Raw genomic sequence first — 16,427 nt, forward strand, 5'->3', positions numbered from 1 at the left:
CACATCCGTCGCTCTAGTCTCACAGCGAGCCGACCGCGCGGCCCCGGCACAGCACCCGCACTGGCACGTCACTTCTCCAAAACCCCACGGACGGAGATCCACATGCGCAGGACGAGCGCACGGTTCACCCTGACCGGAGCCGCGGCCGCGAGTGCCGTCGCACTGGCTGTCATCGGAGCCAATACGGCGAGCAGTTCCACCGCGACCCAGCTGGAGCCGGCGGTCGCCGCTGCCGCCGCGCCCATCGGCTTCGGAGCCGGCACCACCGGTGGCGCCGGCGGCAGCACGGTGACCGTCACCACCGCCTCCGCCTTCAAGACCGCTGTGCAGAGCAGCGCGACCCAGATCGTCCGCGTCAACGGCACCATCGCGCTGACGGAGATGACGAAGGTCGCGTCGAACAAGACCGTCGTCGGCGTCGGCACGGCGGGGAAGATCACCGGCAGCGGGCTGAACATCGCGAGCGTGAGCAACGTGATCATCCAGAACCTCACGTTCACCGGGTCCAACGACGACGCCATCAACGTCCAGTACTCGACGAAGGTCCACATCGACCACAACGACATCTCCGGCGCGTACGACGGGGCCGTCGACATCAAGCGGTCCTCGACGAACATCTCGGTGTCCTGGAACCGCACGCACAACCAGGACAAGAACATGCTGCTCGGTCACTCGGACGACAACTCCAGTGAGGACACGGGCAAGCTGAAGGTGACGTACGACCACAACTGGTTCGACGGCACCAACCAGCGCAACCCGCGCGTCCGGTTCGGCAACCCGGTCCACGTGCTGAACAACTACTTCAGCAACGTCGGCTCCTACGGTGTGGCGTCCACCGAGAACGCGGGCGTCCTCGTCGAGGGCAACTACTTCGAGAACACCGACGACCCCTACCACCTCGGTGAGGGTTCCTCCGACGCGGGCTCGCTCGTGGCCAAGAACAACTACTTCGTGAACTCGGGCTCCGGCCAGACCGGTGGCTCCGTGGCGTCGATCCCGTACAGCTACACCGCGCAGTCCGCCTCCACCGTCAAGGCGACCGTGACCGCCGGCGCGGGTGTCGGCAAGATCTGATCCGGCTTCCCGCACCGCACCAGAACCTCCGCACAGCACCACACGGCACGGGGCAGGACCGGTGACCGACGCGTCACCGGTCTTGCCCCGCGCTGCCGCCTCCCCTACGTTGCCCAGGACCCAGCGGGCCTACAGGGCTTCCGGCGGAGGCCTAGCAAGGGGGCGCCGATGGACCCCGGTCCGCACACCGGGCCACACACCGGGCCGTACAGCGGGCAGTACGCCGTGGGTGGCCCTCCGCCCGGGGCGAACCGGCCCCTGACCGTCGGGCTGCTCACCGCCAACATCCATCTGGGGGTGGGGGCGACGCTCTGGTCCGGGGCCCGCGCCGCCGCCGAACGCAACGACGTCAATCTGATCTGCTTCCCCGGCGGGAACCTGCGGCACGGTGACGTGGCCCGCAGCGAGTTGTACGAACTCGTCGGCCCGGCCCGGCTCGACGGTGTCGTCTGCTGGAGTTCGACCCTGGGGCTGCCCTCGGCCGGACCCCGAGCCCGCCGTCTGCTGCGCCGCATCGCCCATCTGCCGCTGATCAGTCTCAATCAGCCGCTCAGCGACCAGACCGACGTGCTGTCGATCGATTCCCACGCGGGCATGCGCAAACTGGTCGGACATCTCGTCCAGCACGGCCGCAGACGGCCCGCCTGCATCCATGGCCCGCTCGCCAACCCGGTCTCCGAGGAGCGCTACCGCGCGTGCGTCGACGCGTTGCGCCACCACGGCATCCGCAACGAACACGTGGGCGCGGCCGTCGACTTCGCCGCGGCGGCCGGCGCCTCGGCGATGCAGGTGCTGCTGGAGGCCCGCGGCCTGACGCCAGGCGTCGACTTCGACGTGGTGCTCGCCTGCAGCGACGTCCTCGCCGCCGGGGCGCTGCGCCATCTCACCGAACGCGGCATCCGGGTACCGGAGGACGTGGCCGTGGTCGGCTTCAACGACTCCCCCGAAGCCCGCCTCGGCGACCCGCCGCTGACCTCCGTGGCTTTACCCTTCGAGGAGTTGGGCGCACTCGCCGTGGACACCCTCGTCGCCCGGCTGCGCGGCACGCGCCCGCCCGATCGCACCACCATCCCGGCCACGCTGGTGCCGCGCCGCTCCTGCGGCTGCCCCTACCCGACGTCGTACCAGCCCCCGCTCGTCGCCCCGGCGCCGGCCGCCACGCGGCGGCCCGCGGGCTGGGACGCGGTGGACGGCGTCCTGCCGTCCGGCGGCGCCCGGCTGGCCGCGGCCTTCCGCGCCGAACTCGCCCGCGCCGACAGCGATCCGTACCCGCCGGTGGGCACCGGCGGCGGCAGCCGGGACACGGTGAACGGCGGTGCCCGGCCCGGGAGTTTCCTCTCTCTCGTCGAGCGGCTGCTGCACAGCAACGCGGGTACGCAGGCCGAGGTCGACCGCTGGCACCAGGCGCTGGAGAGCGCCCGCCGCGGTGTCGTCGACACACTGCCCGACCCGCTGCGCCGGGCCGGTGAGGTCCTGTTCGGGCAGGCCCGGCTCGTCGTCGCGGAACGGTCGCGCGCCCTCCTTGAGTACGAGCGCTGGTCGGGGACCCAACGCGCGCGCAGGCTGCGGGAGTTCGGGACCGCGCTGACCACGGTCGTGGACCTGGAGGGGCTTTCGGACGTACTGGAGCGCCATCTGGGCCAGTCGGGCGTCCCGCACTGCCGAATCGTGCTGTACGAGCGCGACGCCGACGCCTCCGGTCCGGCGGCGCTGGGCATGGCGCGGCCCCTGCTCGCCCGTGCGGAGGCGGCCCGGGGCGCGGGCCGGGAATCCGGTCCCGCCGGGCCGCTCGGCAGTCCCGCGTTCTCCCCCGCCCTGCTGCTTCCCGACTCGCTGCTGCCCGGCGAGGACCGCTTCACGCTGGTCCTCGAACCGCTGCACATCGGCGAGGAGCATCTGGGTGTGGCGGTGTTCGAGGCCACCTCGGCCCGGGCGGCGTACCACGACGGGGCCGACGGAGCCCTGTACCGGGAACTGGGCGATCAGATCAGTGCCGCGCTGAAGGGCATCGGGCTCTTCGACGAGGTGCGGCGGGCACGGGACGCCGCGGAGCAGGCGAGCAGGTTCCAGACGCGGCTGCTGACCCATGTCGGCGACGAACTGCGCACTCCGGTGGAGGCCATGCTGCACCGGTCCGGTGACCCCGCGGCGGCCCTCCTGGAGGTCCGGCGGGACGCCGCGCGCGTGCTGCACCTCATGGAGAACCTCCTGGACCTGGCCCGGTCGGAGGCCGGTGACCTCCTCCTGGACAGGCGGCTCATGGACCCGCTGCCCGTCCTCGCGCGGGCGTGCGCTGCGGCGGCCTCGGCGCTGCCCGCGGGCCCCGCGTGGCGGCTCGACCTGCCCGAGCGGCTGCCCTCGGTGTGGGTGGACGAGACGCGGTTCCAGCAGATCCTGCACAACGTGCTGATCTCGGCGGCTGCCCGCGCGAAGAACGCGCCGCCCCGGGTGGCGGCCGCCCTCGGCCCGGCGGGCGTACGGATCACGGTCGACGTGCCGGACGCCCGTACGCCGATCGCGCGGCCCGGCCAGCTCCTGGACGTGGGGGTGACCACGGCCCGGCGGCTGGCCATGATGCACGGCGGGGCGCTGACCGTCTCCGACACGACGGACCGGGCCCAGTACGTACTGGAGCTGGCCCTGCCCTCTCCCGACGGACAGGCGCATCTGGCCGCCGCCGGGGACGCCCCGCTGCTCGTCGTCACTCCCGGCGAACTCGGCGCGGACATCAGCGCGCACGCCGCCCGGCACGGTCTGGAGGTGTGCAGGCCCGACACCGCGCACGATCCCATGCCGTCGGTGGCGCGGCGTACGCCCGGAGCCGTCGTGTGGGACGCGCTGCCCGACCGGCCGCAGGAGTGGCGGGCGGTGCAGCGGCTGCACGACCATCCGGCGCTGCGGCACACGCCGTTCGTGCTGTTCGGGGCCGACGGCACCGATCTGCCGCAGTCCCTGCGCGCTCTGCGGCCCAACGGTTTCGCCGAGCCGGTGATCGTAGCGGGCGGCTCGCAGGAGTCCCGGGAGGCGTTGCGGCGGCTGGCCGAGTCGGCGCTGCCCGACCATCCGGCGCGGGTCTCCACCGACGCGACGACGCTGCTGGCGCTGGTCGCGGAGGAGACACCACGGCTGGTGGTGCTGGAGCGCGCGCTGCCCGACCTCCAGGCGCTGGACGTGGTGGACCGGCTGCACGACGGCTCGGGCCGGGCCCTGTGCCCTGTCGTCATCGCCGACCACGAGGGCATGACGGCGGCGGACGCCCGGCGCGGTCGTCAGCACCCGGCGCTGCTCATGCTGGACATGGACGTGTTCGCACCTCAGGAGGCCGCCGCGCTCGTACGCGAACTGGCCGCCCACGGCTCCCGGTTGCCGCCGCGCACCAAGGACGTCCTCGACGAGGCACTGGTCTTCCTCTACGAGCACTGGCGGCGTCCGATCTCCCGCTGGCAGGTCGCGCAGGCCGCCGGTGTCAGCCCCGACCACCTCGGCAAGCTGTTCCAGCAGCGGTACGGCCTGACGGTGTGGGAGTACCTGACCCGGCTGCGGATCCGGCGGGCGGCGGAGCGTCTGCGGTCGAGCGACGACAGTGTGCAGAGCGTCGCCCGGGCCGTGGGTTTCCGTGACCGCGCGTACTTCAGCCGGGTGTTCCGCCGGGTCACGGGCGCGGCCCCGCACCACTACCGCGAAAAGACCGCCTCCGGAGAGGGAGTACGGGACGTGTCCGCCGGCCCGGCCCGCCGCTGAACCGGCGCGCAGGCCGCGCTCGGCTTGTGCTCGACCGGCGTTGAAACACCGTCGAATCCTCGGCGGATATTGCGGAAGCAAGCGCTCACGGTCCGTCAAGTCTCATTAAAGAACGACCCTTGCTTGTTTATTCGGCGGCGGACGTTTCTTGCCCGTCGGGCCGGTCGTCGACTTCTCGTCGGGCTTGTGGTGCGTGTCTTGAACACCCACCGAAACAGGGCGATCTTTGCATGTCAGAACGCCCCCACTTCCCGAAAAACCGGTCGCATAGGTATGTTTCCGGGCGTTCGGTTCCACCCGCCCGGAGACCGTTGACAGGCTCTGGTCCGCTGATCAATTATCACCGTGCGTCCAGGTGTTCCCAATCGGTACATCAGTCGGACGACGTCTCCGCACCCGTGGGGCGCCGTGAGCAAGAAAGCTGGTGGGCAGAATGCCGCTCGACGAAGGCATGAACCTGTCGTCGTTATCGGCTGGCAACGTTGTCGCTATGAATTGCCGAATCACCGGACCTCGCGGACTCCCCTCATTGTTCTCGCTCTCCGCATGCACCCCTCCGTCGTATCGCCCCCCACCTCCATGAGACACCGATCCGCCGCCCGCCCCGACTCCGCAGCTCCGCCCGGCAACCGGACGTAGAGCAGCCTCGGCGGCCCGCCGCACGGGCGGCCGAACTCCCAGCGTGACTCTCGGAACCAGTAACCCTGACGACGGGAAGACCAAGCCTTGTCCGTGCATGACACCCCCCAGGCTCCGTACACCCCCCAGGTCCCGTCTCCCCGCCAGCACCCCGCCGACTCCCCACGGCGCGAGCCCTCGGCGCCCGCCACCCTCGCCCCGGCCTCCTTCACCCAGCAGCGCCTGCGGTTCCTCGCCCAGCTCCCGGCCGGGAACGAGGCGTACAACGAGCCCCTCACCTCCGGCCTGCGGGCGTTGGCACGACAGCACGGACGCACGCTGTTCGGCTCCGTCCTGACCGGCCGGTCGCTGCTGATGTCCCGGCTCAGCGGCCGTACCGCCGTGGTCGTGGGCACTCCCATGGCAGGTCGGCGGCACAACGAGGTGGCGGCCGTGCTCGGCGCCGAACTGGCCGCGCTCTCCGTCGCGCCCGGCGCCACGCCGTCGACCGCACCCGCCACCGTGTCCGTCGTCGCCGAGGAGGCGTGATGTCCGGCTCCGCCGCCTCCGATTCCGCCGCGCCCGATTCCGCCGTGTCCGGTCCGCTGCTGGTCGAGGCCGTACTCGGCCAGGCGCGGCTGACCCCCGGCGCCCTCGCCGTGCTCGACGGGGATCACCGTCTCGACTACGCGGGCCTCGACCGGGCCTCCCTGCGTGTGGTGCGCGCCCTGCGAGCCCGCGGAGTCCGCCCGGGGCAGGCCGTCGCGGTCCGCCTGCCGCGGTCCTGGCAGTTGGTGTGCGTGATGCTCGGTATCCGCCGTGCCGGGGCCACCGTGGTTCCGCTCGACGCGCAGAGCCCCGCCGAGCGCCGCCGCCACATCCTCGACGACTCGGCCGCCGTGGCCCTGGTCCAGGACGGCACGGACGAGGCGACGAGCGGGGCGCCCGGGGACGGCCCCGGCCCACTGCCGGACGGCTTCCTGCTGGACGTCGGTGACCTCCTCGGCGATCTCCCCCGAGAGAACGCGGGGTCGCCCTTCGACGAGGTCACCCCCGCCACGGACGCGGCCACCTCGTTCCTCTTCTATACCTCGGGCACCACGGGCCGCCCCAAGGGAGTCGAGGTCAAGGACGCCGGAATCATGCGTCTGGCCGACCCCGGTTTCCTCTCCCCCACCGCGGGCGCACGGTACGCCAGCATCTCCAACCCGGCCTTCGACGCCCTGAGTTACGAGGTCTGGGTACCGCTGCTGACCGGCGGGACCTGTGTCGTCCTGAGCGACGAGCAGGTCCAGAACCCGCAGCTGCTCGCCGAGACCCTGCGGCACGAGCGGATCGACGCGCTCTTCGTGACCGCGGCCCTGTTCAACGCCGTCACCGACAGCGTGCCGCACTGCTTCGACACCGTCGCCCACGTCCTGATCGGCGGCGAACAGCTCAACGCCACCCGCGTCACACGCTGGTACCGGGACAACCCCGGCACCACGACGTGCCTCGTCAACGCCTACGGACCCACCGAGTCCTCGACCTTCGCGCTGCACCACCCCGTGCCCCGCGACTTCGACGGGGACACCGTTCCCGTGGGCCGGCCCGTGCCCGGGACGGACGCGCTGCTGGTCGCCGACGGCTCACGGGTCGCGGAGACCGATGAGATCGGTGAACTGCTGCTGTCCGGGGCCGGGTTGGCGACGGGCTACCGCAACCTGCCCGAGGAGACGGCCCAGCGCTTCGCCCCGCTGCCGTGGCACGACGCGGGCCGCGCCGTCTGGTACCGCACCGGCGACCTCGCACGCCGCGACGCCACGGGGCTGGTCACCTTCGTCGGGCGGGCGGACCGCCAGGTGAAGGTACGCGGCTTCCGCATCGAGCCCGGGGAGGTCGAGCAGCGGCTCGGCGCACACCCCGCCGTCCGGCAGGCCCGGGTCTGCACCCGGCACGACGTGGACGGCGCCCATGAACTGCTGGCCTACCTGGTACTGGGCGCCGAGCTGACGTACGAGGAGTACGAACGCCATCTGACGGCCGCCCTGCCCCCGTACATGCGCCCGCACCGCACCCATCTCGTGGACGCCCTGCCGCGCAACGCCAACGGCAAGGTCGACGATGCCGCGCTGCTGGGCTCCACGACGCCGGCGTGGCGCCGTACCGTCGGCGCGGTCGTCGAGGTGACGGACGCACAGCGCGAGGTGCTGGAGATGGCCGGGAACGTGCTGGGGGTGACGGGGCTTCGGCCGGACGACCGGTGGATCCCCAACGGAGGTGACTCGCTCAAGGCGTTGCGTCTGCGGTTCGGGATCCGGCGCCGCTGGAACGTCGAGGTGCCGCAGTCGGTCGTCCTGCGGGAGGACTTCGCCGCGCTGACCGAGGCCGTCACCTCCCGAACCGAGGTCTCCGGCTCCCCCGGCGCGGACCAGTCGCCGCCGCACCCGTCGGTGCCCGACCCGAGCGGACACCGTTCCGCACAGGCCACCTCCGAGCAGCAGCGCCTGTGGCTCCTCGACCGGAGCGACCCGCACGGTCGCGCCTACGACGTCCCGCTCGCCTTCCATCTGCAGGGCACCGTCGACGAGGACGCCCTGCGCGCCGCGCTCACCCGTCTCGTCGCCGAACACCCCGCCCTGCGTACGGCTTTCCGGTCCACCGCGGAGGGGCTGCTCCAGGAGGTCGGCGACCCCTTCGACCCCTGGGAGCCGGCCGACGTCCTCGACGGTGAGGGCTGGGAGCCGACGGCTCGGCGGTTCTTCGCCACACCCTTCGATCTCGCCGAGGCGCGGATGCTCCGGGCGGGCCTGCTGCGCACCCTCGACGGTGCGGTCCTCCTGCTCCACCTGCATCACATCGCCGTCGACGGCTGGTCCCTCAACGTCCTCTTCCGCGACCTCACCGCCTTCACCGCCCAAGCGGCCGGGCTCGAAGAAGCCGGTCACGGCGAGGAGGAAAGGTCCCGTCACACCCCGCTCGATTTCGCCCTGTGGCAGCGGCGTTGGCACCTGGAGCCCTCCTACGACGAGCAACGGTCGGCGCTGCGCCGCCACTACGCGACTGCGGAGCCGTCCCCGCTCCCACCCGCCGCCGCGAACACCGCCGACACCGGGGCCCGGCTGCTGACCGCGTCCCTCGACCTCGTCCAGCGCTCCCGGCTCGACCGGCTCGGGGCGGAACTCGGACTCACCCGTTTCCAACTCCTGCTGGCCGCCTTCTCCTGGAGCCTGTACGGCGTGACGGGCCAGACACGGCCACTGGTGGCGAGCCCCGTCTCGGGCCGACCGGTCGGTGAATTCGCCTCCACCGTCGGCATGTTCGCCAACACCGTGCTGCTGCCGTTGCGGCTCCAGCCAGGTGAGGACCTGCGCCGACAGCTCGGTCGGCAGGCCGTCGAGGTCCAGCAGATCCTGGACCGGCAGGACGTGACGCTCGCCGATGTGCTGACCGACCACGACTTCGGCGGCGGCGGCCCGCTCTTCGACTTCATGTTCGTCCTGGAGAACACCGACTTCGGCGCGCTGTCCTTGCCGGACTGCCGGGTGCGTCCCGTCTGGCCGCAGCCCATCGACACCAAGTGCGCGCTGACGCTGTCCGTCGTCGAGCAGGACTTCGGCTTGGACTGCCTGTGGGAGTACGCGGCCGGGCGCTTCGACGCCGACGTGGTGGCGTCCGCCCATCGACTCTTCGTACGGGCGATCGACCTGCTCACCGCCGCGGACGAGGACGAGGACTGGAGCCAGGGTCAGGACGAGCCGACGTTGGCAGCCGTCGTCGCTCCCTACCGGCGTACGCTCCCCGATCCTGGACGAGGGGCGCGAAGCACTCCCGCGTTCACGACCGTGGCAGAGGGCTTCGCCGCGCAGGTACGGCGGACTCCGCACGCGCCGGCCCTGACCACGGGCGACCGCACGCTCACGTACACGCAACTGGACGCGCACGCACGGGCGTTGGCAGCCGAGTTGGCGAACCGGCTTCCGCTGCCGTCCGATCCCGGGGCGCCCGCCCGGGTCGCGCTGCATCTCACACCGTCGGCCGAGCACATCGTGGCACTCCTCGCCGCCGCCCAGCTCAACCTGACCGTCGTACCGCTCGATCCCGCCTACCCGCCCGCGCTGCTGCGCCGGGTCCTGCACGACGCCGACCCCTTGTGCATTCTGACCGCGGTCGGTGCGGAGGAGGGCGTGGCCGAGATCGCGCCGCCGGAGCTGCCACGGCATCCGATCGATCTGGCCGCCACCGATCCGGCCGCGCCGCGACCGGCCCCCCACGCGGGCCTGAGACCGCTCTACACGCTGTTCACCTCCGGCTCGACCGGTGTGCCCAAGGGTGTCGACGTACCGGACCTGACCCTGTGCAACCTGCTGCACTGGCAGACCGAATCGGGTGGCCTCGGCGGGGCCGCGGTCACCCAGCAGTTCTCGATGCTGTCCTTCGACGTCTCCTTCCAGGAGATCTTCACGACGCTGTGCTCGGGCGGACGCCTGCACCTCGTGCGCCCCGAGTGGCGGCAGGACCTGCCCGCCCTGCTCGACCAGTTGGAACAGGCCGGTGTCGAGCGGTTGTTCCTGCCCTTCGTGGCACTGCAACTGCTGGCCGAGCACGCCGTGCACCTGGGGCGTTTCCCGTCTCGGCTGCGAGAGGTGGTCACCGCGGGCGAGCAGCTGATGTGCACCGACGCCGTCCGCGACTGGTTCGCCGGTCTGACGGACGCCCGGCTGTTCAACCACTACGGGCCCACGGAGACCCATGTCGTCAGCGGTCTGTGCCTCGAAGGCGACCCGATGCTGTGGCCCACCCGCCCGGCCATCGGGCACCCGGTGGCCAACGCGGTGCTGCGCGTGACCGACGACAGCGGCGAACCGCTCCCGCCCGGGGCTGTCGGCAGGCTGCTCATCGGGGGCCCGATGGCCTCGCCCTGCTACCTCGGCGACGCGGAGCTCAACCGCTCCAGGTTCACCGAACTGCCAGGCCACGGCACGTTCTACCGCAGCGGCGACCTGGCGCACTTCGACGCCGACGGGCTGCTGCACTTCGACGGCAGGGACGACGACCAGGTCAAGATCAGCGGTCACCGGCTGGAGCTGGGGCAGCTGGAGGCCGCGCTGCTTCGGCACCCGTCGGTCGTCGGTGCCCTGGTGTCCCTCGACGGGGATTCCCTCGTGGCGCTGCTGCAGTGCCGCGGCGACGACCCGGAGCTGGACCAACTCGACGCCCATCTCGCCGGGCAGTTGCCGCCCTTCGCCCGTATCCGCACGTTCCGCAGGGTCGAGACGCTGCCGCGCACGCCGAGCGGCAAGCTCGACCGCCGCGCGGTCGCCACGCAGGGGCGTGAGCTGAGGAGTGGGGCGGCGACGGGGCCGGGGGCCACGGAATCCGTCGTGTCCACGCTGGAGACCCGGCTGTGCGAGCTGTTCGCCACGGTGACGGGCAAGAGGGTGCTGCCGGACCAGCGGTTCTTCGACGCGGGCGCGGGCAGCCTGGACCTGATGCGTTTCCAGTTGCGGTGCGGTGTCGAGCTGGGCCTGACCTTCACGGTCGCGGACCTCTTCGAGCACGTCACCGTACGCGGCCTGAGCCGGTTCCTCGACACGTCGGCCCCGGCTCCGGCCGGCGCCACCACCAGGACCACGGCTACGGCTACAGCTACTGTCCCGGTCGAACGGAACGGCGGCGCGGACGAGCCGATCGCCGTCATCGGGATGGCCGTACGGCTGCCCGGCGCCCCCGACCTGGCGTCGTTCTGGCGGATGGTCGAGTCCGCAGAGCGCGGCATCGAACACTTCCCGGCCGCCGAGGGACGTGTCGGCGCCCGCAGCCAGATGGACGGTCTGCTGGCCTTCGACCCCCAGCACTTCGGCATCAGCCCGCAGGAAGCACGGCTGATGGACCCGCAGCAGCGGCACCTGCTGATGAGCTGCGTCGAAGCGCTCGCCCACGCGGGCATCGCCGACCCCGCCGCCGGCCGCGTCGGCCTGATAGCGGGATGCGGCGAGAACACGTACTTCCAGTCCATGCACCGGGAGGCCGACCCCGCCGCCCTCCCGGACGGCTTCCGCCTGGCCCTCCACCACGACAAGGACTTCCTCGCCACGAAGGCCGCGTACCACCTGAACCTGACCGGCCCCGCCTTCACGGTCCAGGCGGCCTGTGCCAGCTCCCTCGTGGGGGTGCACCTCGCGGCCGGGCTGCTGCGGCAGGGCGAGGCCGACGTCATGCTGGCCGGCGGAGTGCTGGTCGACACGCTGCTGACGGACGGGTACACCTACCGGCCGCAGCACATCTTCTCGCCCGACGGCCACTGCCGGCCCTTCAGCGACGACGCCGCGGGCACCGTCGGCGCGAGTGGCGTCGGTGTCGTGGTCCTCAAACCGCTGAGCCTCGCCGAGCGCGACGGCGACACCGTGTACGCGGTCGTCACCGGGTCCGCCCTCAACAACGACGGCGCCTCGAAGCTCGGTTACAGCGCGCCGTCCGTCTCCGGGCAGCGGGAGGTCATCCGGACCGCGCTGCGCCGCAGTGGCCGCCCGGCCACCGACATCGGATACGTCGAGGCGCACGGCACCGGGACCCGGCTGGGCGACCCCGTGGAGGTCGGCGCGCTGCGGCAGGCCCTCGACCTGCCCGACTCCGCCTCGGTCGCCCTGTCGTCCGTGAAGAGCCAGATCGGTCACCTCGGCGCCGCCGCGGGCGTCGTCGGCCTGGTGCGCGCGGCACTCGCCGTCCACCACGGGGTGATCCCGCCGAACGTCGACTTCCGGCGCCTCAACCCGGAGATCGGCGCCGACCCGGGCCCCTTCCACATCCCGACGAGCGCGCGGCCCTGGCCGGCGGGGCGTCCGCGTGTGGCCGCCGTCAGCAGTTTCGGCATCGGCGGCACCAACGCCCATCTGATCCTTGAGCAGCACGCGCCCCCCGTATCGGCGCGGACGCCGAAGGGCACCGGCCGGAGCGCCCACACCGGCCGCCTGGTGCTGTCCGGCAGCAGCGAGCAGTCACTGCGTACGGACGCCCGGCGCATCGCCGACCATCTGGCCGCCGCTCCGCAGACGTACGACCAGGTCCTGCGCCATCTGTCGGGCGGTCGCCCGACGCGGACGCACCTGGTCACGGCCGACTGCCCGGACGCGGAGACGGCCGTGGCGTGGCTGCGGAGGGTCGCGGACGGCTCGGAGCCCGCGACGGGGGCTGCGGGTGCGGCGGGCGAGGTCATGGAACTGGAGCAGGGGCCGGCCGCGTCGGACGACGCGAGCGGGAACCTGCGGCAGGGCGCTCACTCCGCTCCCCCGCCCTGGGACTTCCCGCCCCCCGCCTTCGCCCTCACCGACCACGACTTCCCGCGCGCCGCCCGGCAACCCGCGCAGCCCGTCACGGCAGCCGACCCCGCCGCCACCACGCCACCGGTACGGATGCCGGAGGGCGAGTGGCTGCACCAGACCGAGTGGGCGCGGCTGCGACGGGCCGTCCCGTACACCGGCTCGCTGTCGGGGCGCCCGGTCGTGGTCGTCACCGACGGCACCTCGACGCCGGTCGACTGGAAGGCACTGCACTCCGCGCACAGCCGCGTCGTCCACGTCACGACCGGTACCGCGTACGTGCGGTCCGGCGGCGACCGGTACGAGGTCGATCCCGCCGATCCCGCCTCGCTGGCCCGGCTGCTCAAGGACGTCGGACACGACGCGCCCGAGGGATTCGAGTGGCTGCACACGCTGCCTCTCCGTGTCGAAGGGCCGGTCGGCGAAGGTACGTTGGAGGACGCTCGGCGCGTCTGCCTCGACCAGACGGCCGCCCTCTGCCAGGCGGTGGCGAGCCTGCCGCCCGGCGCACGTCCGCGCCTGTGGTGGCTGTCCCACAGTGCGCAACCGGTGACGGGCGAGGTGTCACGCCCCGAACTGGGCCTGCTGGCCGCTGCGGTGGAGGTGCCTCGCCAGGAACTCGGCCTGGACACCCGCTGGATCGACCTGCCGGGCGCCGACCCGGCCGACTGGGCCCATCTGCTGCCGGTCGTCCTCGCGGACACAACCACGGACACGACCGCGGGGGCCGTCCCGGGAGCCTCCCTGGGAGCCGCCCCGGAGCGTCGTATCGCCCTGCGCCAGGGCTACTGGTGGCGGCCGGTCGCCCGGTCCGTACCGCGCCCGCTCGCCCACTCCGCCGGGCTCATGGGCGGCGCAGGGCTCATGGAGGGCGACGGCGAACACCTCGTCCTCGGCGGCACCGGTGGCATCGGTACCGGCATCGCCACCTGGCTGCTCGAACACACCGGCGGGCGGGTCGTACTGCTCGCGCGCCGCCCCCACCTGCCGTCCGCCCTCGCCCGCTGGTCCGACCGTGTCACCCTCGTGGCGGCCGATCTCGCCGAGGAGCCGCTCGACGACGTCCTGGAACGGCTCGCACCCCACACCGGCCGCCTCCACGGCATCGTGCATGCCGCGGGCAGCGCGTCCGGCGCCCTCCTGATCCGCCGCGACAGCGAGACCATGCGCGACGCCGACCGGGCGAAACTGAACGCCGTCCTGCTCACCGAGCGGCTGATCGCCCGCCACGGACCGCGTTACGCCGTCTACTGCTCGTCGCTGTCGGCGCTGTTCGGCGGAGTCGGCCAGTTCGACTACGCGGCCGCCAACGGGGTGCTCGACGCCTTCGCCCACCACGGCGGCGCGGACTCGTCGGCGACCGTACGCCTCAGCATCGGCTGGGACGTGTGGCGGGACGCCGGCATGGCCCTCGACTCGCTCGGCACCGACGCACGCCACCAGGCACATCTGCGGACGGGACTGTCGACCGCCGAGGGACTGCGCGTCTTCGCCGACGCCCTGGAACTCCAGCTGCCGCACCTGCTCGTGTCCAGTACGCCACTGGAGGCCTCCCGGTACTTCTACGAGCCCGAGGCACGGACCGCCGACGAGGTCGCCCGAGAACCGGCCGGGGCGCAGACAACGTCACCCGACGCCGCCGAACTCATCGAGGCAGCACGGGAGTTGCTCGGCACGGACACGCTTGACCCGGCAGCGTCCCTGTACGACCTGGGCGCTGACTCCCTCACCCTGCTCGACCTGCTCTCCGAGGTGAAGCGGCTGTACGGGGTCGACATCGAGCTCTCGCATCTCAGCCATCAGGTGAGCGTCGACGATCTCCTCGCCCGCCTCGGCCGACCCGCGCGGGCGGAGGAGCCCACCGACGACCCGGTGACCGTCGAGACCTGGCAGACCGGCGACGACCAGGACGTCCTGTGCGTGATCCACCCGGTCGGCGGCGACATCCAGGCCTATCGGCCGCTGGTCTCCGCCCTGGACGCGCGCACCACGGTCTGCCTCGTCCCCGATCCCGCTCTGCACGATCCCGGCCTGCCGCACTGGACGGTCGCCGAGCGGGCGGACCGCTACCTCGCCGCGCTGCGCGCCCGTTTCCCCGATGCGCGGACCCGACTGCGGCTCGCGGGCTGGTCGTTCGGCGCGCTGGTCGCCCACTCCATGGCCGCGAGCGCCGAAGCGGCGGGCCGGCCTGTCGAGCGGCTGTACCTGCTGGATCCGCCCGCGCCGCAACCAGGAACTCAGGACAGCCAGAACAGCCCGGACAGCCCGGACAGCTTCGATGAAGATGCTCTGCGTGCCGTCTTCGAGCAGGAACTGCAAGGCAACAAGGCCCAGTCGGCGTCCCTGACGGCGGGGACGGCAGGGACGGCTGAAGCGAGAGGGTCGACAGGGGCGTCGTACGCCGAACGGCTCGCCCACTGCTGCCGGGCCAACATCTCCGCGATGACCGCCCACACCGCGCCCCGTCTGACCCGCACGCCCAGCGCCCTGTGGCTGGCCACCGAGATCACGCCCGATCTGCTCCTCGCCCCGCCCGCGCCGACGGCCGCCGAGGAATGGGCGGCGCTGCTCCCCCGTCCCACCCAGGTGCACCACGTACAGGCCACGCACTACGAGATCGTCACCGGACGCCACGTACAGGACATAGCCCGCGTGATCGACGCCGACCGGTGAGCCACGGCCGACGGCCGCCGCCGACCGTCCCCCGCCCCTCCTTCGTCCCTCTGCCTGCCGCCCCTCACATCGGAACATCGGAGACACCATGGATCAGTTCACCCTGGACGCCATCGCCCGCATCACGACGGCACCCCGTGAGACCTACGAAAGCTTCACCGTCGACCCGCTGACGCCGCTTCTCGGTGCGGAGATCTCCGGCCTCGACCTCTCCGAGGAACTGACTCCGGTCCAGCAGAAGGACATCCGGACGGCCTTCCTGACCCACCACGTCCTCGTCTTCCGCGACCAGCACCTCACCCCTGAGGATCACAAGCGGTTCGCCGCCCTGTTCGGGCCGCTGCACCTGGACTCCCTTCCCGAGGAAGGGGGCGACCCGTACATCCTGAAGGTCAGTGCCAACAAGGATTCCAAGGTCGTCGTCGGCAACGGCTGGCACGCCGACGGGACAGCCGACGACGAGCCCTCACTCGGCTCGATGCTCTATGTGACCGAGGTGCCGGAGATCGGCAGCGGCGGCGACACCCTCTTCGCCAACATGCACCTCGCCTACGACATGCTGTCCCCGGCGATGAAGACGTTCCTGGACGGACTGACCGCCGTGCACGACGGTGCCCGCCCTTGGCTCACGCTGGGGCAGCTTCCCCCGGCGGAGTACGACGTGCCGCGCAACGAGCACCCGGTCGTGGTGCGCCACCCCGACACCGGCCGCAAGATCCTGTTCGTGAACGGGCCGTACACCTCAAACATCACACAGCTGGCCGCGGGCGAGAGCAAGGCCGTCCTGGAGATGCTGTACGACCACGTCGCCCGTACGAACCTGCTGCACTGCCGGGTGCGCTGGGAGGCCAACACCCTGGTGTTCTGGGACAACCGCTGTGTCCAGCACCACGCCACCTGGGACTACTTCCCGTACTCCCGCTACGGGCAGCGCGTCGCGATCGACGGGACCCGACCCCAGGCATGATCCGGCCGCGGCCCTGATCGGACCAGAGGCCCGCTCACCGACATGGCCCCAGGCGA

The 16,427-nt window shown here is 72.1% G+C and carries 5 protein-coding genes; all 5 read left to right on the top strand.

The window, feature by feature from the left end; translation table 11 throughout:
• Positions 1-102: 102 nt before the first annotated feature.
• The 5 genes from J8N05_RS23085 to J8N05_RS23105 all read left to right on the top strand — a co-directional run bounded on the left by J8N05_RS23085 (position 103) and on the right by J8N05_RS23105 (position 16,371).
• On the top strand, positions 103-1,074 hold the full coding sequence (locus J8N05_RS23085; protein ID WP_210885465.1) for a pectate lyase family protein: 972 nt from the start codon (positions 103-105) through the stop codon (positions 1,072-1,074).
• A gap of 168 nt (positions 1,075-1,242) precedes the next feature.
• Entirely contained in the window at positions 1,243-4,815 is a 3,573-nt protein-coding gene (locus tag J8N05_RS23090) for a substrate-binding domain-containing protein (protein ID WP_210885466.1), read from the top strand.
• A gap of 732 nt (positions 4,816-5,547) precedes the next feature.
• Entirely contained in the window at positions 5,548-5,982 is a 435-nt protein-coding gene (locus J8N05_RS23095) for a hypothetical protein (RefSeq protein WP_210885467.1), read from the top strand.
• Entirely contained in the window at positions 5,982-15,404 is a 9,423-nt protein-coding gene (locus J8N05_RS23100) for a non-ribosomal peptide synthetase (protein ID WP_210885468.1), read from the top strand. The genes J8N05_RS23095 and J8N05_RS23100 overlap by 1 nt, the downstream gene beginning before the upstream one ends.
• Before the next feature lie 88 nt (positions 15,405-15,492).
• Positions 15,493-16,371, top strand: a complete 879-nt coding sequence (locus tag J8N05_RS23105; protein ID WP_210885470.1) for a TauD/TfdA dioxygenase family protein — start codon at positions 15,493-15,495, stop codon at positions 16,369-16,371.
• The last annotated feature ends 56 nt before the right edge of the window (positions 16,372-16,427 follow it).

It is taken from the genome of Streptomyces liliiviolaceus, from assembly GCF_018070025.1.
GTDB classification, from domain to species: domain Bacteria; phylum Actinomycetota; class Actinomycetes; order Streptomycetales; family Streptomycetaceae; genus Streptomyces; species Streptomyces liliiviolaceus.

Bases quoted from the DNA above. Each gene is read 5' to 3' on its own strand.
- J8N05_RS23100 (WP_210885468.1), top strand. From the start codon at position 5,982: ATGTCCGGCTCCGCCGCCTCCGATTCCGCCGCGCCCGATTCCGCCGTG.
- J8N05_RS23085 (WP_210885465.1), top strand. From the start codon at position 103: ATGCGCAGGACGAGCGCACGGTTCACCCTGACCGGAGCCGCGGCCGCG.
- J8N05_RS23090 (WP_210885466.1), top strand. From the start codon at position 1,243: ATGGACCCCGGTCCGCACACCGGGCCACACACCGGGCCGTACAGCGGG.
- J8N05_RS23105 (WP_210885470.1), top strand. From the start codon at position 15,493: ATGGATCAGTTCACCCTGGACGCCATCGCCCGCATCACGACGGCACCC.